Origin of the sequence: uncultured Thalassospira sp. (genome assembly GCF_963976115.1) — a bacterium.
GTDB lineage: Bacteria > Pseudomonadota > Alphaproteobacteria > Rhodospirillales > Thalassospiraceae > Thalassospira.
On record NZ_CAXBJJ010000019.1, the window covers coordinates 1 to 22,157 of the forward strand.

The 22,157-nt window shown below is 53.4% G+C and carries 20 protein-coding genes; 9 read left to right on the top strand and 11 right to left on the bottom strand.

The annotated features are described in order from the left end of the window. Positions 1–301 precede the first annotated feature (301 nt). The 4 genes from AAC086_RS20180 to AAC086_RS20195 form a co-directional block, all read right to left on the bottom strand. Positions 302–1,132: a class III extradiol ring-cleavage dioxygenase gene (locus AAC086_RS20180; RefSeq protein ID WP_339781460.1), complete on the bottom strand. Its 831-nt coding sequence runs from the start codon at positions 1,130–1,132 to the stop codon at positions 302–304. A 153-nt stretch (positions 1,133–1,285) separates the two neighbouring features. Continuing rightward, positions 1,286–1,510, bottom strand: coding sequence for a hypothetical protein (locus AAC086_RS20185; protein ID WP_339781461.1), 225 nt, complete (start codon positions 1,508–1,510; stop codon positions 1,286–1,288). A gap of 144 nt (positions 1,511–1,654) precedes the next feature. After that, complete coding sequence (locus AAC086_RS20190) at positions 1,655–1,867, bottom strand: DUF3185 family protein (RefSeq protein WP_339781463.1); 213 nt, start codon at positions 1,865–1,867, stop codon at positions 1,655–1,657. A 283-nt stretch (positions 1,868–2,150) separates the two neighbouring features. Next, the gene (locus AAC086_RS20195; RefSeq protein ID WP_339781464.1) at positions 2,151–5,867 is read right to left on the bottom strand and encodes a vitamin B12-dependent ribonucleotide reductase; all 3,717 of its coding nucleotides are present in this window, start codon (positions 5,865–5,867) and stop codon (positions 2,151–2,153) included. Positions 5,868–6,744: 877 nt separating this feature from the next. On the opposite strand from AAC086_RS20195, the gene AAC086_RS20200 reads away from it, so the two are divergent. The 4 genes from AAC086_RS20200 to AAC086_RS20215 all read left to right on the top strand — a co-directional run bounded on the left by AAC086_RS20200 (position 6,745) and on the right by AAC086_RS20215 (position 8,495). Continuing rightward, positions 6,745–7,107: an NADH:ubiquinone oxidoreductase subunit NDUFA12 gene (locus AAC086_RS20200; RefSeq protein ID WP_085581472.1), complete on the top strand. Its 363-nt coding sequence runs from the start codon at positions 6,745–6,747 to the stop codon at positions 7,105–7,107. A gap of 76 nt (positions 7,108–7,183) precedes the next feature. Beyond that, positions 7,184–7,675, top strand: a complete 492-nt coding sequence (mlaD, locus tag AAC086_RS20205) for an outer membrane lipid asymmetry maintenance protein MlaD (RefSeq protein ID WP_339781467.1) — start codon at positions 7,184–7,186, stop codon at positions 7,673–7,675. Between the two features lie 134 nt (positions 7,676–7,809). Further along, positions 7,810–8,052, top strand: coding sequence for a hypothetical protein (locus AAC086_RS20210; RefSeq protein WP_339781468.1), 243 nt, complete (start codon positions 7,810–7,812; stop codon positions 8,050–8,052). Continuing rightward, a complete protein-coding gene (locus tag AAC086_RS20215) occupies positions 8,052–8,495 on the top strand; it encodes a DUF2155 domain-containing protein (protein WP_339781470.1) in 444 nt (147 codons plus the stop codon). The genes AAC086_RS20210 and AAC086_RS20215 overlap by 1 nt, the downstream gene beginning before the upstream one ends. Before the next feature lie 165 nt (positions 8,496–8,660). On the opposite strand, the gene AAC086_RS20220 is transcribed toward AAC086_RS20215, so the two are convergent. Then, positions 8,661–9,356: an alpha/beta fold hydrolase gene (locus tag AAC086_RS20220; RefSeq protein WP_339781472.1), complete on the bottom strand. Its 696-nt coding sequence runs from the start codon at positions 9,354–9,356 to the stop codon at positions 8,661–8,663. A gap of 495 nt (positions 9,357–9,851) precedes the next feature. Here AAC086_RS20220 and AAC086_RS20225 point away from each other — a divergent pair, with 495 nt between their 5' ends. After that, positions 9,852–11,183 carry an MATE family efflux transporter gene (locus tag AAC086_RS20225; protein ID WP_339781474.1) on the top strand — a complete coding sequence of 444 codons (1,332 nt, stop codon included), beginning with the start codon at positions 9,852–9,854 and terminating at the stop codon, positions 11,181–11,183. 67 nt (positions 11,184–11,250) lie between these two features. Here the strand turns inward: AAC086_RS20225 and AAC086_RS20230 are convergent, their stop codons facing one another. Beyond that, positions 11,251–11,730, bottom strand: coding sequence for an Lrp/AsnC family transcriptional regulator (locus AAC086_RS20230; protein WP_339781476.1), 480 nt, complete (start codon positions 11,728–11,730; stop codon positions 11,251–11,253). Positions 11,731–12,309: 579 nt separating this feature from the next. Here AAC086_RS20230 and AAC086_RS20235 point away from each other — a divergent pair. Together AAC086_RS20235 and AAC086_RS20240 are read left to right on the top strand one after the other, a co-directional pair. After that, entirely contained in the window at positions 12,310–12,807 is a 498-nt protein-coding gene (locus tag AAC086_RS20235) for a GNAT family N-acetyltransferase (protein WP_339781477.1), read from the top strand. A 3-nt stretch (positions 12,808–12,810) separates the two neighbouring features. Continuing rightward, the gene (locus AAC086_RS20240) at positions 12,811–13,257 is read left to right on the top strand and encodes an Rrf2 family transcriptional regulator (protein ID WP_339781479.1); all 447 of its coding nucleotides are present in this window, start codon (positions 12,811–12,813) and stop codon (positions 13,255–13,257) included. A 149-nt stretch (positions 13,258–13,406) separates the two neighbouring features. Here the strand turns inward: AAC086_RS20240 and AAC086_RS20245 are convergent, their stop codons facing one another. Then, entirely contained in the window at positions 13,407–15,650 is a 2,244-nt protein-coding gene (locus tag AAC086_RS20245) for a DEAD/DEAH box helicase (protein ID WP_339781481.1), read from the bottom strand. 206 nt (positions 15,651–15,856) lie between these two features. Here AAC086_RS20245 and AAC086_RS20250 point away from each other — a divergent pair, with 206 nt between their 5' ends. Next, a complete protein-coding gene (locus AAC086_RS20250) occupies positions 15,857–16,423 on the top strand; it encodes a hydrolase (RefSeq protein ID WP_339781482.1) in 567 nt (188 codons plus the stop codon). Positions 16,424–16,505: 82 nt separating this feature from the next. Here the strand turns inward: AAC086_RS20250 and AAC086_RS20255 are convergent, their stop codons facing one another. Then, positions 16,506–17,117 (bottom strand): hypothetical protein, encoded by a 612-nt coding sequence (locus tag AAC086_RS20255; protein WP_339781484.1) that lies wholly within the window; start codon positions 17,115–17,117, stop codon positions 16,506–16,508. Between the two features lie 360 nt (positions 17,118–17,477). After that, the gene (gene parE, locus AAC086_RS20260; protein ID WP_339781485.1) at positions 17,478–19,460 is read right to left on the bottom strand and encodes a DNA topoisomerase IV subunit B; all 1,983 of its coding nucleotides are present in this window, start codon (positions 19,458–19,460) and stop codon (positions 17,478–17,480) included. Between the two features lie 244 nt (positions 19,461–19,704). Between parE and yciA the strand changes: the two genes are divergently transcribed. Beyond that, positions 19,705–20,130 (top strand): acyl-CoA thioester hydrolase YciA, encoded by a 426-nt coding sequence (yciA, locus tag AAC086_RS20265; protein ID WP_339781487.1) that lies wholly within the window; start codon positions 19,705–19,707, stop codon positions 20,128–20,130. A gap of 99 nt (positions 20,131–20,229) precedes the next feature. Here the strand turns inward: yciA and AAC086_RS20270 are convergent, their stop codons facing one another. Then, positions 20,230–20,979 carry an SDR family oxidoreductase gene (locus tag AAC086_RS20270; protein WP_339781489.1) on the bottom strand — a complete coding sequence of 250 codons (750 nt, stop codon included), beginning with the start codon at positions 20,977–20,979 and terminating at the stop codon, positions 20,230–20,232. A gap of 166 nt (positions 20,980–21,145) precedes the next feature. Further along, positions 21,146–22,096 (bottom strand): AraC family transcriptional regulator, encoded by a 951-nt coding sequence (locus tag AAC086_RS20275; RefSeq protein WP_339781491.1) that lies wholly within the window; start codon positions 22,094–22,096, stop codon positions 21,146–21,148. Positions 22,097–22,157 lie beyond the last annotated feature (61 nt).

A 22,157-nucleotide genomic window follows, 5' to 3' on the forward strand; every position in this document is an offset into this window, starting at 1 on the left:
ACTGTTGCAAGACGCCCCTTTCTGTTTCAGGCAGCATTAAAGGAAACGTGCTTTAAAGCACATTTCCTTTAATATGACCCATTTTGTTTGTTTTTGGCGTGTCGTTTGGCAAGGCACAGCGCGCTGCGCGATGCGGCGCATCGGGCGAGCGGTGTAACGCCGCCAAACACCGCCAAAAACAAACCCTGTGGGCCAGCGCAGTCTGCCGCCTGGCCGCGTCGAAATCCTTGTCCGTAAACCCATTACGCCCGGCGGACTTCTCCTTGCCAGGCGGCAGACTGAGCTGGCAAAATGGGGCATATTAAAGGAAACGTGCTTTAGAGGATGGCACCGGATCGTAAAAGCGCAGGGCCGTCATGGCAAGGTTTCCAAATTCGATGCTGTGATGCAATGTCTTGCAGTCATAGTGCGGGTTCGCAGCCCCCAGTGCCACGTAAAACGGCATCAAATGGTCATCGTACGGATGGGCCATGCGGGCGTGGGGGGCCTTGCTGCGATACGATAACAGGTTTTCAATATCGTGCTGGCTGGCGGCATTGACCATCCATTGGCAAAATTCCTCGGCCCACGGGTCGGTATTGGGGCCGTCATTTTGGTCAAGTGCCCGTAAATTATGGGTCATCGCCCCGCTGCCGATAACAAGAACCCCCATGTCGCGCAGGTTTCGTAATTTTTTGCCAAGGGCGAAATGGTCTGCCGGGCTGCCATTTTCAATCATTGAAAGCTGAAATACCGGAATATCGGCCTGGGGCCGGGCCAACATCATCGGCATCCATGCCCCGTGATCCAGCCCGCGGCGATCATCGGTGGCTGCACCCATTTGGGCGGCAATATTGCGGGCAAGGTCGGGGGCGCCAGTAACGTCATAGTGCAACTGATACAGGGCATCGGGAAAGCCATAAAAATCGTGAATGGTTTCCTGGTGTGCGGCTGTTGAAAGGGTGGGGACGGGGGCTTGCCAATGGGCTGATACGATCAGGATGGCGGTGGCACCGATAAGGTGATCGGGCAATTCGCGATGTAAAAAATCGAAAGCAGGGGTGCTTTGCCGCGCCACCAGCATGGGCGAGCCGTGGGAAACAAAAACAGGTGCCAGCGTTTGTGGCAGGGTGTTGGGTGACCGGGGGTGCATTTGGCTCTCTCGTGTAATGAAATCTGTTAGGGATATCATTACGCGAAACCACCTGCCTTACCAGTGCCGGTTTGGCAACAAACTGTTCACAAACCCGTCGGACCGGGCCTTATGGTTCGTGTCACTTAAAATACGGACGTCGCGATGGCCGACTTATTGGCTGCGACCATGTCTGGCGCGAAATTCCGCCTGCAAGGAAAAGGCGGCTTCGACATCCTGGATATTTTCGCGTAGTTCCGGTTGGGGGCCGCCCGTATAGGAAGCATCGATTTCCAATGCCTGAATAAGCATTTCGGCGACTTCTACCTTGCCGTCTTCAACGGCTTGACGATGGGCAATAATGATCTTGTCCGACAGTCGCTGTCCAGTCTGGGACATTTGTGGTTTCTCCCGACGCGAAAACACTTAACATTGCAGCAGTATAACCTCTGCTCGAACAAAGACTATAACGCGTCAGTGCATATGGGAACCGATGATTGCTTTTACATCGGAAGAAACCGTGTTTTTGTGATCTGCGCTGGTTTAGCCGCGACGTCCGCCAAACAGAAACATCAGGATGCCGGCCACCGCAGCGGCCCCGCCACCGACCAGATACCACATGGTTTCATCGGTATAACGCCCAAGGAATGTGTTGGATAATTCTTCAACGGGTTTGTCCGTGGCATTCATGCCAAAAACCAACAAGATAATGCCAACGACCAGCAAAACGGCACCCAGAACTCGGCTCATCGCCATTGGGGAAACTCCTGTCTGAAAGACTTTGTTATTTTTGGTGCTTGCACGCCCTCGCAGGGCGACAACAAGCGAACCCAACGGTAACGCGGCGGCGATAAAGATGTTCCGCTTGTTCGGTGTGTCGGCACATAAATAACAACGGCAGGTGCGGATGTTGAGAGGGGATTGATGAGGGGGACCTTGTGTTCTTTTTGTTGCGTTCAGCGGGCAAAATCAAAACCGGCGGGGAAATTATCCCCGCCGGTTTCATGATCAGATCCGTTTTATGATGTCTTTGCGGCTGTTACGAGCAACCGGTGGTGCCGCCGCAAGAGTCGCATTTCAAACAGGTGCCGTTGCGCACCAGCGTGAAGTTGCCGCAATCAGGGCAGGCATCGCCTTCGTAACCCTTCATCCGGGCTTCGCGGATGCGGTCTATTTTCGCATCGGTTTTTGACATTACTTCTTCGCTCACCGTCAGAATGGCGTTGTTTTGCGAAGCTGATACATTGCCAGCGGATGTCGAGGCCGTTTCAGCATGATGGCTGTGATCATGATCGTGGCTATGCGCATGATCCGTGCCGGTTGCTTTCAGAGCCACGGTTTCTTCTGTGGGCAGTCCACCATTAACAACATACAGGTTGCGACGGACAAACCCGCTTGAAGCGACCTTGCGGATGGTTTCGATGGCCTGGTCTTCGGCCTTGGTATTCTCACCAAGATTGCCTTCGGCAACGCCTGAACCAACGGCGTCGGGCAGAATGTCGTTGGGTTGAACATGGGCAAGATCATTGCGGCCCAGATAGGAAATGGCAAGTTCGCGGAACATGTAATCAAGGATGGAGGTTGCCATCTTGATGGCATCGTTGCCAGAGACCATGCCCGACGGTTCAAAGCGGGTGAAGGTGAAGGCTTCGACATATTCTTCCAGCGGCACGCCATATTGCAGGCCAATGGAAACCGCGATGGCAAAATTGTTCATCAACGAGCGAAAAGCAGCACCTTCCTTGTGCATATCGATGAAAATTTCACCCAGTTTGCCGTCTTCATATTCGCCGGTGCGCAGGTAAACCTTGTGGCCGCCAACGGTGGCTTTCTGGGTATATCCCTTGCGGCGCGATGGCAGCGAACGGCGGTCGCCACGAATAACGCGCTCGATGATTTTTTCGACGATTCTTTCCGAGGCCTGGGTTGCCTTGGCGGCACTCGGCTGATCGATGTAATCATCTTCTTCAACCAGGGCCGAGTTAAGCGGTTGGCTGAGTTTTGACCCGTCGCGATACAGCGCATTTGCCTTCAGGCCCAGTTTCCAGGAATGGATATAGGCATCCTTGCAATCCTGGATCGAGGCATTGTTGGGCATATTGATGGTTTTGGAAATCGCACCGGAAATAAACGGCTGGGCGGCTGCCATCATGCGAATGTGGCTGTCGGCCGAGAGATACCGCTTGCCGGTACGGCCACAGGGATTGGCACAATCAAACACCGGCAAATCTTCGTCGCGCAAATGCGGTGCCCCTTCCAGGGTCATCGCACCACAAACATAGGTGTTGGCGGCTTCGATTTCTTTTTTGCTAAAGCCAAGGGCGGCCAGCATGTCAAAGTTGATATCGCTGATGGCTTTGCCATCCAGGCCCAACTGCTTGACGCAGTATTCTTCACCAAAGGTGTATTTGTTAAAGACAAATTTGATGTCGAATGCGTTTTCAAGCGCACTTTCAACCTTGGCCAGGGCCGCGTCATCAAACCCTTTGGCGCGAAGCGCCTCGTGGGTGATGGTCGGCGAGCCCTTGAGCGTGCCGTAACCAACCGCAAACTTTTCCATGTCGCGGATCTGGTGTTCGGTATAGCCCATGGTTGCCAGAGCCACTGGAACAGTACGGTTGATGATTTTGAAATAACCGCCACCGGCCAGCTTTTTAAACTTCACCAGGGCAAAGTCCGGCTCGATCCCGGTAGTGTCACAATCCATCACCAGGCCGATGGTGCCGGTCGGGGCGATAACAGTGGTTTGGGCGTTGCGATAGCCATGCTTTTCGCCCAGTTCCAGTGCCTTGTCCCATGCCGCACGGGCGGCAACAGGCAATTCGGCATAGGGGCTGTCGGCAGCAATCAGCGGAACAGGGTCAATCGACAGGCCTTCATAACCTTCCTGTTCACCATGTGCCGCGCGGCGATGGTTGCGCATCACGCGCAGCATTTCATCGGCATTGTCGGCATAACCGGCAAAGGCACCCAGTTCGCCCGCCATTTCGGCAGAGGTGGCATAGGAAACACCACACATGATCGCGGTCAGGGATGCGCAAATCGCACGGCCTTCGTCGCTGTCATAGGAAATGCCCATGCTCATCAGCAGGCCGCCAATGTTGGCATAGCCCAGGCCAAGGGTACGATAACGATAGGATAGTTCGGCAATGCGGTCTGAGGGGAACTGCGCCATCAGAACCGAAACTTCCAGAACCACCGTCCACAAACGCACCGCATGTTCATAGGCTGCAACATCAATGCCACCATCATCAGAACGGAAGTTCATCAGGTTCATGGATGCCAGGTTACAGGCGGTATCATCAAGGAACATGTATTCCGAGCACGGGTTGGACGCATTGATGCGGCCAGAAACGGGGCAGGTGTGCCATTCATTGATGGTTGTGTCATACTGGATGCCGGGATCGGCACAGGCCCAGGCGGCTTCGCCAACCTTGTCCCACAAATCGCGTGCGCTGATGGTCTGCGCAATTTTGCCATCGGTCCGGCGGATCAGGTTCCAGTTGCCATCATCGAGAACGGCCTGCAAAAAATCGTTCGAAACACGGACCGAGTTATTGGAGTTCTGACCCGAAACGGTCAGATAGGCTTCCGAGTCCCAGTCGGTGTCGTAGGTTTTAAAGCTTATTTCGGTGAAGCCTTCACGGGCGAACTGAATGATCTTGTTGATGTAAGAATCAGGGATCATGACAGAGCGCGCGGAAATAACGGCTTCTTTAAGCTGCGGGTTGCGGCGCGGGTTCAACCGGTCGTCAGAATCGGCCGCACCATCCCAGTTGTTACACGCGGTCAAAACGGCGGTCAGGTGTTTTTCGGCCAGTTTGGAACCGGCAACAAGGGCTGCAACCTTTTGTTCTTCAACGACTTTCCAGTCGATATATTTTTCAATATCGGGGTGGTCAATATCCACCACAACCATTTTGGCCGCCCGGCGCGTGGTGCCGCCCGATTTGATGGCACCCGCTGCGCGGTCGCCGATTTTAAGGAAGCTCATCAACCCCGAAGAGCGCCCGCCACCCGAAAGCGATTCGCCTTCGCCGCGCACGTTGGAAAAGTTTGATCCGGTACCCGACCCGTATTTGAACAGGCGGGCTTCACGGGTCCACAAATCCATGATGCCGCCTTCATTGACCAGATCGTCAGAAACCGACTGGATGAAACAGGCATGGGGCTGCGGATGTTCGTAAGACCCGGTGGATTTGGTCAGTTTACCCGTAAGGTAATCGACATAGGAGTGGCCCTGTGCCGGGCCGTCAATGCCATAGGCCCAATGCAGGCCGGTGTTAAACCATTGCGGCGAGTTCGGCGCGCCCATCTGATGGGCAAGCTGATAGCGCATTTCATCAAAAAAGGCGCGGGCATCGGATTCACTATCAAAATAGCCGCCTTTCCAGCCCCAATAAGCCCATGTGCCGGCCAGACGGTCAAACACCTGGGTTGCACTAAGCTCGCTGGTATAGCGCTCTTCTGCCGGCATTTTCTCCAGTTTGGTTTTGTCGGCCTCGTGGCGCCAAAGCCACTGGGGAACGTCTTTTTCCTTGACCGGTTTCAAGGCAACCGGAACGCCCGCCTTGCGGAAATACTTCTGGGCAAGAACATCACTTGCCACCTGCGACCAACTTGACGGCACGTCAATGTCGTTCATTTCAAAAACGGTCGAGCCATCGGGGTTTTTGATTTTGCAGGATGACTTGCGAAAATCGATGTCGGCATACGGGCTGACATCTTCCTGTGTGAACTGCCTGGTAATCCGCATGATTTGCTCCGTTCCCGGCCAGAATACGGCGCAATGCGGCCAGTATCCGATAGACCAGATATTGTTTGCTCAAAACGTCAAGCCGCCCCACCGACCTTAAACGAATTGGTCGTGTCCGGTTTGGCCAAATTATTGGTGGAATTCACCCTGGGGCACAAGGCCCGCGGGAGTGCATTATAAGGGGATGGAAAACGCCCCGTCCACCAAACTTTGTGGTTGACATCAAATTAAGCTACTACATGTAGCATTATGCCGCGTCTTTGCTGTTGGGATAGTTTTTGCCGATCTGGTTAATAATAGTTGAACAACCCACAAGCATCTGGAATATCGGGGTTTTTTATCGGCGGTGTCTTTGGGCGGCCGAGGGACTCGCTATACAATACGCTACATATAGTATGTCGATGGCCGCGAAATTCTGTGCGTGGCACAAGCTACCTTTGTTCGCCGTTGAAATCCAGCTTTGAGGGTTAACGAACTGTTATGCGCGCCTGAAATCTGACAGATTCTGACAGCTAAGTTCATGTAATTTATGTGAAAAAAGTATGTGATGCGGATTGGTAAAACTATAGATTTCCCTTGTTTTCAAAGGGTTTCCGCGTCATCGTGGTTGTGGATAACCCGGGGGACAAAACCCTCAAACCGCTTGGTTTCAAAGAGTCGTGCCTTGTCACGTCCTTGTGGGAGAATTTTAACCACGGTTTTTGGAGTGCGGACGGCCGGGCGACGGGATGATGGTGCTGTGCAATGTGCTGGCTTGAAACATTGACTTTGCTATGACATCGGGACATATAAGGTGCGTAATTGTCCTCGGTGCGCGCTCGCGCAACCGTCGTCCTGTCTGGCAGGGCAAAAACAATTTGGAGAGAGAACGCAAATTATGGCCACCGTCGGGACCCGTATCTTTACTTCGCTGTTTGGCAAGCGCGTTGGCGAAGACCGTTATGGTAATGTTTACTATACCGAAAAAAAGGCCGCGCAGGGCCGTAAAGCAAAGCGCTGGGTAATCTATAAGGGCATCGACGAAGGCTCGAAGGTGCCGGCAGAATGGCATGCATGGCTGCATTATACCCTTGATGCGCCGCTGTCTGAAAAAGCCGAAGACCGTTATGACTGGCAAAAAGAACACCAGCCGAACCTGACGGGCACCAAACATGCCTATCGTCCGAAGGGCCACGATTATCAGGGCGGGCAGCGTGCCAAGGCCACTGGTGATTATCAGTCCTGGACTCCGGAAGGCTGATTTTGCAGCCCCCGTTTTGGATCAATTCCGTTTTTAACGGGAAATGTGCGACATTATTGCGAGGATGGAACAAGGTATGAGCAACAGGCTGGTCGAGACACTGGCAGGTGGTGCTGTTATTTGCGTCGCGGTCGCTTTCGCCGTTTTTTCCTATTCCCGTGCGGGGTTGCGCTCGGTCGAGGGCGGGTACGAGCTGAGTGCCAGCTTTAACCGCATTGACGGGCTGGTGACCGGTAATGATGTCCGGATCTCTGGCGTCAAGGTCGGGTCGGTGGTGTCACAGGATCTTGACCCGAAAACCTATATGGCCGTCGTGCATATGAAGATCCGCTCTGATGTGGAACTGCCGACCGACAGTGCCGCAAAAATCGCATCTGACGGGCTTTTGGGTGGCAAGTTTGTCTCGCTTGAACCCGGTGGCGATGTGGATATGCTGGCCCCGGGCAGTTCGGTGGAATACACGCAAGGTTCGGTTAATCTGGAAGAGCTGATCGGTCAGGTGATTTATTCAAACAAATCATCGGGTGGTGGCAATGCCAGCGACAAGGCCGATCCAGCGGGCAAATAGGCCCGTCGCGCGGGGGCGACACGATGATGCGTAACCGGTTGTCATGATTTTGCCCGGTTTGGTTTGCATATTTTGTCCAAGCGCCACTGTTTTACAGTGGGATGTACGGTGCCCTGATGTGGAGCGGAGCCGATATGAGCAACTCAGACATCACAACGGACATGCCAAGGTGGCATAATCCCGAAGGTGCGCCATTGTCCTGTGTCGAGAAAATCAGGGTTCTGAACGAAAACTTTGTCGAGCTGCGTGAAATGATGCAAGACGCGCTTGAAGATGCCCTGTTGATGGGCTGCGACGAAGCACAGTTTCGTGCAGTGATGCGTGATGTTGTCGCGGAACTTGAGAATCCCTATGGGACGGCGGAGAAAAAATCCTGATGAAGGCTCAAATCTTGTTGGTTACAGGTGTTCTTGCAGCCGGTTTTGGGGTTGCAGGGGGCCCCGATGCATCTGCGCTGGATTATCGCAAGTCCGAAGTTGCCCAGCTTCAGGGACTTGATAAAATTACCGCGCGCATTTCAACCTTTGACGTGCCGGTTGGCCAAAGTGTTAATTTCGGTTCGTTGACGATCAAGGTTGATGCCTGCTATCGCACGCCGCCTGAAGAACGGCCTGAAAGTGCCGGTTTTCTTGAAATTACCGATCATCGTTCCGAAGACAAAACCGATGTGAAGGTCTTTGATGGCTGGATGTTTGCCTCAACACCGGGCCTGTCGGCGTTAGAACACCCGGTTTATGATGTGTGGGTCAAGGAATGCATGGAGCCGAGCGATAAAAGCCCGAAGGCAGGTGATGCGATGCCGTCTGAAAATAATGGATAACGCCTGAACTTCTTGGTTCATTTGCATTTTTCGAACCCGCGTCATTGATGAAAACCTCGCCAGTAATGAACTGCCCCCGAAAGTTGGACATCAACCTTCGGGGGCAGTTCACAATCCGGTGGTTTTTTCATCAATATTGCAATCGCGACTGGAAACTGTTTCGCATCATGACAGATGATGCTTGAGAAAATTCCCAGCGATTACAAGGCCTTCTCCGTCAATCCCGTGTGGCAGGCCCGGGCGTTCATACAGGCTGACATCAAAACCATTTTCGGCCAGAACCGTTTTCGCCATATGCGATGCCTGTACCGGCACCACTGGATCGGCGCTACCGTGAATCAGTGTGACAGGCGGGCGCGACACAATTTCGGCGGCCAATGTGTCTGTCCCCAAAAGGGCACCGGAAAAACCGACAATACCGGCCAGTTTGTCCGGGTGTCGGGGCCCGAACTGCAATGCCATCATTGTGCCTTGCGAAAAACCAACCAGAGCAAGTTTGCTGGCATCCAGCTGATGGGTTGCCAGCACGTCGGCAACGAAGCCTGCGATTGATGCGGTATTTTCGCGCGCTCCCCGGGCCAATGCCTTCAGGGCTGTGGGCATGGTTTTGGCATCGCGGCGTAAAAATTCCGGGTCATAGGACGCCAGGCTGAACCATTGTCGGCCAAAGGGCGACATTTCGCACGGGTGGGGCGCGTTGGGTGAATAAAATACGGTATCAGGCAGGAATTTTGCCAGCTCCGGGGCAAGACCGATCAGGTCGTTGCCGTCGGCACCATATCCGTGCAGCAAAACGACGATGCTTTTGGTGTTTCCCGATGCAGCCGGAACGACTGGACCTTCAAGGGTAATTTGCGACATATGTGTGTTTCCAAACCTTGGTCAAACTGAAGTGCACCCTGCCGGAACCGGGGGGACAGGGCAAGGGTTTGTCCTGCAAAGTCAACATTTGACGACAATTGTGGGTAAAATTGTGGATAAATTCTGGGGTCATATGTTCAGTACATTGGCAAATTTTCGATGATCGGCTGTAATATACGCCAATTACAGAATATTTTAACGACACACCCTTGGGTCGAAAATAAATTTAATTCATTTTTATTTTGTGGATAATTGTTCGGGGCGATGTCGTTTGATCGGGAACAAACCCCGTAAAGGATATTGGATACAACCGACAATTCCCGGAAAACTTCCGGGAATCTGACTGTTTTTAACGCGTGCCAGGGTGGTTTTTACAATCAAATCTCGCCAAGGGGACGGGTGCGCGATAAGAAAAAGACACGGTTTCAAAATTGCTGCCAGGTAATTGAAACAAAAACCGTCTGTTGATCTGTTTTCATGTTTTATGAGGTCGCCATGTCAAAATCTCGCCGCTGGCTGGGCAAGGGGGACCGACGTGTTTTAACCCTTACGGTGCCGATTATTTTGTCTAATGCGACGGTGCCTTTGCTGGGCGCTGTTGATACAGCCGTGGTGGGCCATCTTGACAGCCCGCATTATATTGGCGCGGTGGCGATTGGCGCGCTGATTTTCAGTTACGTGTTCTGGAGCTTTGGCTTCCTGCGTATGGCGACGACCGGGTTGGCCGCCCAGGCCGCAGGCAGGCGCGATGCCTGCGAAGTGCGCGCCGTATTTGCCCGGGGTGCTTTGATTGCGGTTGTCGCTGGTCTTTTGGTGATGGTGCTGCAATGGCCGATCATGGAACTTGCCATGCGGCTGATTGCGCCGACACCCGATGTCGAGGCCGCAGCGCGGGAATATTTTCATGTTCGGATTTGGGCATCGCCCGCGACGTTAATGCAATATTGTATGTTGGGCTGGTTGCTGGCGATGCGCGACAGCCGGGCGGTGTTTATTTTTCAGGTGGTCCTGAACTCGCTTAATATCATTCTTGATATTTTGTTTGTTCAGGGCTTTGGCTGGGATGTAAGCGGGGTCGCCGGGGCCACGGTGATTGCCGATTATTCCGGTGTGATATTGGGCTGGTTTTTAATGCAGCCCCATCTGGCACGGTTGGGCGGGCGCTGGCGCGATGTTGCCCTGTTTGATCGCGTGCAACTGTTGCGCTTAACAAAGATCAACGGTGACATTTTTGTGCGCACGCTGGCGCTGACGTCGGCTTTTGCCCTGTTTACCAGTTTCAGTACCCGGTTTGGCGAGGTGACGCTGGCGGCCAATGCCGTTTTACAAAATTTCCTGATGTTCGGCTCGTTTGCGCTCGATGGTTTTGCCCATGCGGCGGAAACACTGGTTGGCCAGGCTTATGGCGCCGAACGGCGCAAGCAGTTTTTGTGGGCGGTGCGCAAAACCACGATCTGGGCGGTGATATCGGCCTGCGCGATGGCGCTGGTTTTTGCTGTTTTAGGGGTGCCGATCATTGACGGGCTTACCAGCATTGATGAAGTTCGCACGACAGCCTATCAATATTTGCCCTGGGCGGTCATGTTGCCGGTAACCGGGGTGCTGGGGTTTCAGTTTGACGGGGTGTTTTTGGGGGCGATGCAAACCCGGCACTGGCGCAATATGATGCTGTGTTCGGTGGCCTTGTTTGCGGTTTTCGCCTGGGGCGCGGTGACGATGCAAAGCAATCATGCCCTGTGGGCGGCATTTAACCTTTTTTTCTTGCTGCGCGGTTTAACTTTGGTGGTGTTGTTTCCCACCATCATTCCGCACAAGGCCGCAGATTGAGCGCCGTTAACCCGCCCGTATTATATGTTTATATGGCCGTTGCAGGTGCTGGCAGAACGGGGAGGGATCAGTCGGTTTCGGGAACGGGCAGGCGGGTGCTGTTTTTGACTTCGTGCAGGGTAAAGCTTGATTTGATGTTTGAGACACCGGGCAGTTTCATCATGACGTCGGATAGGAAGCGTTGATAGGCGGCGGGGTCCTGAACCACGATCCGCATCATATAATCCTGATTGCCGACCATGGCATAACAATCGACAATTTCGGGATGTTGTTGCAATGCGGTTTCAAAGCGGCGGAGCGACGGTTCGTCATGCTGGGTTAGCGAGACGGTGACAAAAACATTTACACCCAGATTTAAATGAGACGGGTTGAGCAGAGCGACATATTTACGAATGACGCCGCTTTCTTCGAGCTTGCGCAACCGGCGCAGACAGGGCGAAACCGAAAGGCCGACCTTGTCAGCCAATTCGACCATCGATATGCGGCCATCTTCCTGAATTTCACGAAGAATATTGCGGTCAATTGCGTCAAAACCGTTGCGCGCCATAGCGTGCCCCACTCCTCTGGACGAAAATGCTGATCGATTGTCAGGTACGGGCTGCGCAAAATTTTTGCCCGAATGGTAATTTTTACGCAGCAATCTCTTTGGCGCGATAAGCCATGACTTGGCCCTTCTGTCAATCATTGCGTGGTATATCGGGGGCATTCTGTTGGTATAAATCCTGTCAATCGTGCGGCGCTACGACGATGGGGTGTGAGCACGCGCATGCCAACGGTTTGATAAGGCTTGCCTTAGGGGGGGATCATAGTGCCCGGCCATATGAAAATCGAAAACGGCTTCGGCCTTGCATTGCCGATGCGCTGCTTTATTGTTCCCAATTGCAATTATCTGTTGCTGCAAAGCACCATGAAGGTTATTGCAAAACCGAAAAGGTGCTTTGCTGTGCCGTGCGATTAAAGCGGGCTCTGCGTTTTGCGCAGGGCGATGACGGAACTTATCATTGCTGCTTGCAATCCTGACAGTGTAGTATAATCGTACTTAATTACGTATTTGGGATGGGCGACATCTCCTGCACAAGCATGTTGGAACCAGTTGGTTGCCAGCGGGACAGGAAAGGCAGTTTTGGTGGACGCAGCACAAGACAAGCCGGGATATAACCTGGTTTTTATCGACGATCATAAAATCAATATTCGGCCCGCCGTAAAAGGGGATCTGCCAACTGTGGTGGATCTTGACGAGCGAACCACAGGCTTGCGCAAGCCCGATTACTGGGACGATTTATTCGTTCGCTATGGCAACCGCAAAGACAGCCGGTTTTTCCTGATTGCGGAAGAAGGTGACACATTGCTGGGCTGTATCTTTGGCGAAGTGCGCTCGTGGGAGTTTAATTCGGTGCCGTGTGGCTGGGTTGGCACGGTCAGTGTCGAGCCGGATTTGCGCATGGGCGGTGTGGGGACGATTTTATATCGCGAAATCTGTAAATGTTTCCGTCATGCCGGTGTGACAAAAGTTCGCACCATGATCCCGCGCGACGCGACCGACCTGATGTCGTTCTTTCGCGCCCAGGGCATGATGGCGGGGCCTTTTATCCAGCTTGAAACCGACATGGAAGAGGAGGGCTAAGCCATGATGTCCCTGCAAAAAGCGACATTGTTTGCCCTGTATGCGGTTTTGGAACTGGCAGAGGACACCCGGCGCCAGCTATCGGCATCGGAAATTGCCGAACGGTATCATATTTCCACGAACCATCTGGCAAAGGTCCTGCGCGATTTGGGCCGGGCAGGATTGGTGGAATCGGTCCGCGGGGCCGGGGGCGGGTATCGTTTTTGTGGGAATGCCAAACGCACAACATTGCTCGACGTGGTTGAATTGTTTGAAGAAGTTGGTGCCGGGCCATCGAATGGCATAGAGCAGGAAACCAATGCCGGTGTCGCCCTGTCACAAGTGATGGACGAGATCGAAGCCATTACCTATGCCACCCTGCAATCGATTTCGATCGAGACGATGTTAAAGCTGATGCGCAAACGCCGACCCGAACGCAAATTGCCTACCGGGCTTTTCCGTGCCGTGTGATCGTTGCAAATACCTGCTAAAAAAAGCCGCCTGGGATGTTCCCGGCGGCTTTTGTTTTTCCGTCATCGGATTATCCCCAACGCTATTCCGATTTTGAACGCAAGGGAGCGACGAAAACGGGGAATGTTCCCCGTTTTTGTCTTAGGGTATCAACCTGCATTTTCCGAGTTGGAGTCGGCGCTGGTACTGACAGTACCTTCGCTGGCCGGTGCATTTTCGGTGCTGGCCGCAGGCTTTTTACGTGGCTTGCGCGGGGCACGGGGTTTGGCAGCCTTTTTAGGGGCGGCTTTCACTTTTTCACCGTCGTCACCACCAGCAGCTGTTTCGCCATCCGCACCGGCGTCGGCTGTTTTTGCCGTTGCTTTGGGTTTGGCGGCTGCGCGTGCACGCGGTTTGCGCGGGGCACGTGCGGCTTTTGGTTTTGCCGGTGCCTTGGCTGCTTTCTCACCGTCGGTCTCTGTGTCCGGCGCTGTCGCAGGGGCATCTGCCGGGCTTGCCGTTTCGGTGGTGTGTGTGGGTGCGGCTGCGGCTGCGGCCGGTTCCGCATGGGCGGGGGCTGCAGGTGCCGGTGCTGCGTCAATTCCCGGTGTTACAGCAGGTGCCGCAGATGCTGATGCGTTTTCGACCTGTGCGGTTTCAACGGCATTGGCCGGCTTGTCGGCATGTTCGGTTTCAGCCGCCTTGTTGGCATCGTTGCGGGCCGGTCTGCGATTGTTGCGCGACGAACCGGTTTTGCGTGTCGATGGCTTGCGGGCCGTTTTCTTTACCGGTTTGGTTTCTTCTTCGTCTTGTTCAAGTTTTGCCGGTTTGCGCAGCGACGATAATGGTACTGCGGTTAGCAAAAATGCCGGAACGTGATCGCCCATACCGATGACCGGTTTGTCATCATGATCATCGCGGTCGCGCCGGTTGTTGTTTTTGCGGTCCCGTTGCGGGCGGCTCTGGTGGCGATCTTCGCGCGGGTCCCGCACATGACGTGAGGGTGCAGGTGAAGACGGTGAGGCCTGTTGCACATTGCTTGCCGGGGCTGCTGCGGGTGCTGCCTGCGCGACCGGGCGTTCTGCCGGTTTTGCGGCTTCTCGCGGCGCTGCCGGTGCGGCATTTTTCTGGTCCTGCGGGCCAGGGCGGCGCGATGCATTACGGCGATTATTGTTATCATCACCATTGCGAGGGGCGTTGCTGGTACGACCGCGTTCGCTGCGTTCACCATCTTTGGCACGGTTGTTACGCTTGTTACGGCGTTTTTTACCGCTAAAGTCCAGTTCCAGAATTTCGATACCTTCAACAGACGTGATTGGAATCGTCATGTTGATGGTTTTGTTAATCGCTTCAACCAGTTTGCCGTCTTCCGGTGTGGCCAGGGTAAAGGCCTTGCCCGCGCGACCTGCGCGGCCGGTCCGACCGGTACGATGCACATAATCTTCGGCGTTGAACGGTACGTCAAAGTTAAACACGTGCGAAACATCGGCAACGTCAATGCCGCGCGCGGCAACGTCAGAGCAAATCAAAACGGTAATGTCACCGGATTTAAATTTGTCGAGTGTTTCGGTGCGTTCACTTTGCACCAGGTCGCCATGCATGCGACCGGCGTTAAAGCCGTGTTTGGTCAAAGATTTATACAGAATATCGACATCTTTTTTGCGATTGCAGAACACAAAAGCATTTTTGATGTCTTCGTTTCTGATCAAACGGCGAAGGGTTTCGCGTTTGTCCATTTCGTCAATAACAACCAGTTTATGCTCAAGCGTGGTCGCCATGCTTGAGGGGGCGGAAACGGTGATTTCCTTTGGGTTGTTCAGGAATTTGTCGGCCAAACGCCGAATTTCCTTGGGCATGGTTGCCGAGAAAAACAGCGTTTGGCGCTGCTTGGGCAACATGTTGACGATTTTTTCGATGTCGGGGATGAAGCCCATATCGAGCATGCGGTCGGCTTCGTCGATGACCAGCAATTTGCAGTCAGACAACAGCAGTTTGCCGCGCTCAAAGGTATCAATCAGGCGGCCTGGCGTCGCGATGATCACATCAGCGCCTTTTTCCAGAATCTTTTGCTGTTCAACAAACGATTCCCCGCCAATCACCAGCGCTTTCGACAGGGGCACATATTTGCCATAAGTGTCGAAATTCTTTGCCACCTGGGTGGCCAGTTCGCGGGTTGGCTCAAGGATAATGGAACGCGGCATTCGCATGCGCGCACGGCCATGATGAAGAATATCAAGCATCGGCAGAACAAAGCTGGCAGTTTTGCCTGTCCCGGTTTGCGCGCAGCCAAGAATGTCGCGTGCCATCATGATAGAGGGGATGGCCTGGCGCTGGATGGGGGTCGGCGTGTCATAGCCGGCGTCAGTGACGGCTTTGAGGATATCTTCGCTCAGACCGAGATCGGCGAAAGTCATATGATTCGGGTTCCCGCAACAAATGCGTTAAAGATTGATTTACTTAAAGACAAATCTGCTTGGGTGGTAAAGCCAAGCCCGTCTCAAGTCAAGAAAAACGCCTTCAAAAAGGTGGTTGGGACGCATTTTTAACGCGCCACATGCTTGTTTGACGGTCTTTGCAGGCGTATCGTAGCCCAAACGTGCTGCCAATCAGGAGACTGACGATGTTAATGGATGTCACCCGTTCCGTTCTGGTTATTGTCGATGTTCAGGAAAAACTGTATCCTGCCTGCCTTGACCCGGTTGAAACGGTCGATGCCTGCTGTTTCCTGCTAAAATGCGCCAACCGCCTGTCGGTACCGGCCATTGTCACTGAACAATATCCCAAAGGGCTGGGCCACACCAGCAAACCCATCCTGGATTTGCTGGAAAATGCAAAAGATGTTGCGCAGGGTGGCAACGTGGTCAGTAAAATCAGCTTTTCCTGCGTTGCGAGCGACGGGTTTATCGACAAGATTGAGGAAATTCCCGGTCGGGACCAGGTTGTGGTCGCCGGGATGGAAACGCATGTTTGCGTCTTGCAAACCGTATTGGAACTGATCGATCGGGGGCGCGAGGTTTTTGTGGTCGCCGATGCCGTTAGCTCGCGCAAGCAGCATGACCGCATTTTCGGGCTGGAACGGATGCGCGATGCCGGGGCCAAAATCGTCACCCGCGAAAGCGTGATGTTTGAATGGTTGCGCGTGGCCGGAACGCCGGAATTTAAAGAGCTTAGCGCCCTGATCCGTTAACAGGTTGCGCTGCCACCCCCGCCATCAATTTTGTGGTGGGGGTGGTGTATGGCGTTTGCGTATTTAACCTTCCCGATCAGGCCTAACAGCCCGGCGACAGGCGCGAGCAATGGTCGTCATTGCGGTCTGGCTGGCTGATGGGGAACAGGTAATGGATGACGGTTGGCGCCAGATTGTTGAGTTTTTTCTGGTCGACCGGGTTTTCAATATTGGCACGCAATTCTGAAACTGCACTGTCGCCCGAGCAAAAGGCAAACCGTACCGGGGTTTGCGCCTGCCCCGGTGTCAGGGGGGCATTTTTCGGGTCCGTACACATTGTATTGCGCGCGGTATTTTGCGTCGGGTTTACCACAACGACCATGCGGTGCCTGGGCCGCAAGGTCGGTTGGTCCGGGCTTGAATTGGCATTGTCCATTCGGGTTTGTGCATCCTGGGGCGTGATAAAATCAAGCTGCGGGGCAAAGCCATGATGGGAAAACATTTTGGCCCAGCTGGCGTCATCGATGCCTGTTTGTCCGTCGTGAACTTCCATCACCATGATGTTGTCGGGCGCGGCATAGCTTTTAAACCCGGCGACATCGGTGGTGTCATAAAACGGGGCTTCGATAGTGCTGGCCCCGCATGCGGCAAGCAGGGGGGCTGTGCTGCCCAGCAAAACAAGAAACAGGGCCTTGGGGAGACGTTTGGCAGACATGGAAGGCGGGCTCCTTATCGGGCATCCCGGTGTTCAAACGTTAAATTTCGGCGGCAGAAATACGCTTTGGTTGCCGGGAAGGAAGGCGGAAATGAGGGTTGGCTGTGAAGAACATAGTCTGTGGGGGCGTAAAATGTCAGTGCCCGTGAAAAATTTAGATCGCCATTTCGGGGGCCGGTATGGCGATGGCACTTTGTTTCTGGCTGACATGTTTAATCGCATCTCCCCCATGTGCGCGCTTGCCCAACTTTTGGTCAGATCGTACGCAGCGCGGTGTTTGCCAATTCAGAAATGAACAGACAAAAAACCCGGCAACGGATTGCCGGGTTTGAAGGGCGGGATATGGCGCAAGACGCAAGATTAAACGTCAATATCCTCGACAAAACGCGCATGTTCCTGAATGAACTGAAACCGCAATTCCGGTTTTTTGCCCATCAGGCGATTAACCAGATCCCTGGTTTGTTCCCGTCCATCGGGCTCGGCTGCGTCGGGTAGGGTGACGCGCAGCAAGATGCGATTTTTGTGCGACATTGTGGTGTCACGCAACTGTTGCGACGGCATTTCGCCCAAACCTTTAAAGCGCGAGATTTCAACCTTGGCCGGGTTCTTGAACTCGGTATTTAGCAGGGTTTCTTTTTCGGCATCATCCATTGCATAGATGCTTTTGCCCCCCTGGGTCAGGCGGTACAGCGGCGGCATGGCCAAAAACAGATTGCCGTTGTCAATCAGCCCCGGCATTTCCTGATAGAAAAACGTCATCAGCAGGGACGCAATATGCGCGCCGTCGACGTCAGCATCGGTCATGATGATAACGCGTTCGTAGCGCAGGTCTTTTAACTGGAAACTGGCCCCGGCACCGCAGCCAAAAGCCTCGATCATGTCCTTGATTTCCTGGTTGGCCATCATTTTTTCGCGTGTCGCCGAGGCCACGTTCAGGATTTTACCGCGCAAGGGCAAAACAGCCTGTGTTTCACGGTCACGCGCCTGTTTGGCCGAGCCACCCGCCGAATCCCCTTCGACCAGGAAAATTTCGGTGCCTGCCGCAATCGAACGCGAACAGTCGGTCAGCTTGCCAGGCAAACGCAAACGCCGGGTTGCCGACTGGCGTTTGGTTTCTTTCTTTTCCTTGCGGCGCTGGCGTTCTTCGGCGCGCATGATAATGCGTTCAAGCAGGTTCCGGGCATTTTCGGTATCACCGGTCAGCCAATGGTCGAAATGGTCGCGAACGGCGGTTTCAACCAGTTTGGTGGCATTTTGCGTGCCCAGTTTTTCTTTGGTCTGGCCCTGAAATTGCGGGTCAGGCAAAAAAACCGACAACATGACGCAGCCGCCGCCAAAAACGTCTTCGGCGGTAATGGCCGCTGCCTTTTTAATGCCGACCATATCGCCATAAGACTTGATGGCTTTGGTCAGGGCATAACGCAACCCGGCTTCGTGCGTACCGCCCAGCGGGGTGGGCACGGTGTTACAATAGGAATGAAAATAGCCTTCGCCGCCATCAGGCCAGCCAACGGCCCATTCGACGCGACCGGGGCTGTCTGAAAATTTCGCTTCGCCTGCAAACGGGCGTTCGGTCACCATATCGCGACCCTTAAGCGTCATTTCGAGATAGTCGAGAATGCCGTTGGGGAATTTCAGAACTTCTTTTTGCGGGGTCGGATCGTCGCTGGTGATCAGGGATGGATCACAGGACCAGCGAATTTCAACGCCCTTGAACAAATAGGCCTTGGACCGCGCCATGCGAAACACGGTGCCCGGTTTTAATTTGGCCCGTGCGCCGAAAATTTCGGGGTCAGGGCGGAAAATAACCGTGGTGCCGCGCCGGTTGTTCACCGTGCCGCCATCCTGAAGCGGGCCAAGTGGCGCCCCCTTGGAATATTCTTGAAACACCAGCTTGCGGTCACGCGCAACTTCAACGCGAAACTTGTCGGTCAGTGCATTGACCACCGACATGCCAACCCCGTGCAAACCACCGGATGTTTCATAGGCATTGCCCGAAAATTTGCCGCCTGAATGCAGCGTGGTCAAAATGACTTCCAGCGCTGATTTTTGGGGAAATTTCGGATGCGGATCGGTTGGAATGCCACGGCCGTTATCGCGGACCAGTACCGTATTGTCGGTCTGAAGTTCCAGTTCAATCCAGTCAGCATGGCCGGCAACCGCTTCGTCCATCGAGTTATCAAGGATTTCAGCCACGAGATGATGAAGTGCGGTGTCGTCGGTGCCCCCAATATACATACCAGGGCGGCGACGGACTGGCTCCAGTCCTTCGAGAACCTCGATATCCTTGGCTGAATACGCGTTTGTGGTGCTTTGGTTTGAATCTTCGAAAAGGTCGGTCATGTTCCCCGGAACGCAACTGGTTGTTTTAATAGAATAATCTGTTGTCCTGACCTCATGGTCCGACGATAGCGCACAACACATCTGTGTTACACGTAACTCGGCGCTGGTGCGGTCTGTCGGTAAACGAGTACCATAAGATTTAAATCCCGGCTCATAAAAATGTTTTTCGTTTTGCAATGCAACCGGGTTAGATAAAAAAAAATACAGGATAATGCCGGATTTCCGGCGTTCAGGAGTGAGCCTGATGGCAGAAAAAAAAGAAATTGCATCGAATTCTGAAAGCCAGATACCCCGTGGCGAATTGTGTACACGGACCTTGGCAATGCCCAGCGATACCAACCCCGACGGGGATATATTTGGCGGCTGGCTGATGTCACAAATGGACATTGCCGGTGGCGTTCTTGCCGGGGGAATTGCCAAAGGACGTGTTGTTACGATCTCGGTCGACGGAATGACGTTTCTGCGTCCTGTCTATGTGGGGGACGTTGTGTGTGTCTATGGCGATGTCGAGCGCCTTGGCAACACATCAATGGTGTTGTCCCTTGAGGCATGGGTGCTGCGTCGCAGGCAGGCACCGCGTATCAAGGTTACGGAAGGCCGGTTTACCTTCGTCGCCATTGATGACGCTGGCCGCCCCCGTGCGATCCCCAAGGATGAAGCGACAGCCTGATCAGCAGGTTGCGCGTCAGGAATTCTATGAAGGACAAAGGCAGCATACAGGTGCTGCCTTTGTCTATTTTAGGCGGAGGAATTAACCGTCAATGCCGGATTACCAGCCTTGTTCGGTTGGCATGATGAAGATTTCTGCCAGATCAACATGGCCGGGTGCCTGCAACGCGTAAAGCACGGTATTGGCGATGTCGTCCCCTTCAAGGAAGGTCATGTCGTTACGCAAATTTTCCATCTGCGCCTTTACGGCCGGATCGCTGATCTGATCGTAAAGTTCAGTCGCAACCGCGCCGGGCTGAATGCAGGTAACGCGGATATTGTGTTTTTTACCCACTTCCATACGCAACCCGTCAGAAAATGCAGTAATGGCATGTTTGGTGGCGCAGTAAACCGTAAGGCCGCTGAATACTTTGCGTCCGGCAATCGAAGACGTATTGAAAATATGGCCTGATTTTGCGGTGATCATGTGCGGTAATACCGCTGCGGTGGTGTTTAAAACACCATTGATGTTTACATCAACCATGCGGCGCCATTCGTCAGTTTTAAACTGGTCGATATCTGAAAGCGGCATCAGCCCCGCATTGTTAAACAAAATATCAATACTGCCTGTGGCTTCAACCAGTTTTGCCACCCCCGCATTCACAGATGAAACATCGCTAACATCCATTTTAATTACCACTGCTTTGCCGCCCTGGGCCTCAATTTCGGTTTTCAGGGTTTCAAGGCGATCAGTCCGGCGTGCTGCGATGCCAACAGTGACACCAGCCTGTGCCAGTTTGCGGGCTGTGGCTGCGCCAATGCCGCTTGATGCCCCGGTAACAAGGGCCGTTTTACCTTCGAGATTGGACATTTGGAACTCCTGTTAAAATAGGATGCCGATCAGCCGTATTGCGCTGGCGTATCGGGTTTCTCAACAGGGGGATCCTACGAGGGGGGGGCATTTTTCTTCTCGCGGTGGATTGCGAAAACTATCGCGTTTTTGCGCAAAGTTTTGCTTTTGACCGGTTGGGAAAGGTTTATTTCTGGCGATACTGTCGAGGTGTTACACCTGTTTCCCGTTTGAAAATCTTCGCAAAATGGCTGGAACTCTCGTATCCCAGCATTAGGGATATCTCCAGAATGCTTAAATCGGTTTCGCGCATCAATTGTTGTGATTTTGCTATTTTTTGCGCGATGAAATAATGCGATGGCGTTGTGCCAGTTGTTTTCTTAAACAGTCGTGAAAAATGATAGGGGCTTAATCCCGCTTCCTTGGCACAGATATCAAGGTCAAATTTTTCGTCAAGATGATCCCTGAAATAGGACTGAACACGATGCAGCCGGTGTGCAGGAAGCCGCGATCCGCTGTTTTTCGCATCCTTATCTGACTGACCATATTGACGCACAAGATGCACGGTAAGGCTTTGCACAATTCCTTCGATATAGGTCAGGCTGGCCGACTGAGTATCGGTTATTTCATTGTAAAGCAGTTCCAGAAATGTGCTGACGGTTTCATCACGAATTCCTGAAACTTCACTAAGAAAATAAGAATGAGATTGGCCTGCAAGCTTCGGTATTTTTCTTGCGACGGTTTCAAGCATGGGAATGGGCAAATAAAGGTGCATGACCTCAAACGGGGTATCGTCATTAGCCTGCCAGCGAATTTCGTAAGGATTGTGAGAATGGGTCAGGAAAAAATCATGTGATTTAACATGAGATGTTTGCCAGTCGCCCCCGATTTCACGTTCTTCGACACTTGCCGATCCGCGAACGACCCAAACCAGCATAGGTTCAGCCACGGCAGGAACCAGAAACGCCGCCGTCTTTGCCTGATGTGAATAGATCTGTATGTAAATGTCGTTTCCGGCGGCACCTTTGGTTCCCAAAAGGTTGCGGCTTGGAACAAAATTATCCATGCCCAGGGGAGACGTAAGCGAGGGCGTTGGAATATGGGTGTCTGTACCTGTCGGGTTGGTCTGTGACGTCAACCGGTGTTCCTGTTATTGTAACGGGTAAGGTTCCCCACCCGTTTTACCGGGCGGGGATCAA

Coding starts and splice junctions, on each gene's coding strand:
- AAC086_RS20240 (WP_339781479.1), top strand. CDS start 12,811: ATGATGTCCCTGCAAAAAGCGACATTGTTTGCCCTGTATGCGGTTTTG.
- AAC086_RS20185 (WP_339781461.1), bottom strand. CDS start 1,510: ATGTCCCAGACTGGACAGCGACTGTCGGACAAGATCATTATTGCCCAT.
- AAC086_RS20220 (WP_339781472.1), bottom strand. CDS start 9,356: ATGTCGCAAATTACCCTTGAAGGTCCAGTCGTTCCGGCTGCATCGGGA.
- AAC086_RS20180 (WP_339781460.1), bottom strand. CDS start 1,132: ATGCACCCCCGGTCACCCAACACCCTGCCACAAACGCTGGCACCTGTT.
- AAC086_RS20195 (WP_339781464.1), bottom strand. CDS start 5,867: ATGCGGATTACCAGGCAGTTCACACAGGAAGATGTCAGCCCGTATGCC.
- AAC086_RS20190 (WP_339781463.1), bottom strand. CDS start 1,867: ATGGCGATGAGCCGAGTTCTGGGTGCCGTTTTGCTGGTCGTTGGCATT.
- mlaD (WP_339781467.1), top strand. CDS start 7,184: ATGAGCAACAGGCTGGTCGAGACACTGGCAGGTGGTGCTGTTATTTGC.
- AAC086_RS20215 (WP_339781470.1), top strand. CDS start 8,052: ATGAAGGCTCAAATCTTGTTGGTTACAGGTGTTCTTGCAGCCGGTTTT.
- AAC086_RS20230 (WP_339781476.1), bottom strand. CDS start 11,730: ATGGCGCGCAACGGTTTTGACGCAATTGACCGCAATATTCTTCGTGAA.
- AAC086_RS20210 (WP_339781468.1), top strand. CDS start 7,810: ATGAGCAACTCAGACATCACAACGGACATGCCAAGGTGGCATAATCCC.
- AAC086_RS20225 (WP_339781474.1), top strand. CDS start 9,852: ATGTCAAAATCTCGCCGCTGGCTGGGCAAGGGGGACCGACGTGTTTTA.
- AAC086_RS20250 (WP_339781482.1), top strand. CDS start 15,857: ATGTTAATGGATGTCACCCGTTCCGTTCTGGTTATTGTCGATGTTCAG.
- AAC086_RS20255 (WP_339781484.1), bottom strand. CDS start 17,117: ATGTCTGCCAAACGTCTCCCCAAGGCCCTGTTTCTTGTTTTGCTGGGC.
- AAC086_RS20245 (WP_339781481.1), bottom strand. CDS start 15,650: ATGACTTTCGCCGATCTCGGTCTGAGCGAAGATATCCTCAAAGCCGTC.
- AAC086_RS20270 (WP_339781489.1), bottom strand. CDS start 20,979: ATGTCCAATCTCGAAGGTAAAACGGCCCTTGTTACCGGGGCATCAAGC.
- parE (WP_339781485.1), bottom strand. CDS start 19,460: ATGACCGACCTTTTCGAAGATTCAAACCAAAGCACCACAAACGCGTAT.
- AAC086_RS20200 (WP_085581472.1), top strand. CDS start 6,745: ATGGCCACCGTCGGGACCCGTATCTTTACTTCGCTGTTTGGCAAGCGC.
- yciA (WP_339781487.1), top strand. CDS start 19,705: ATGGCAGAAAAAAAAGAAATTGCATCGAATTCTGAAAGCCAGATACCC.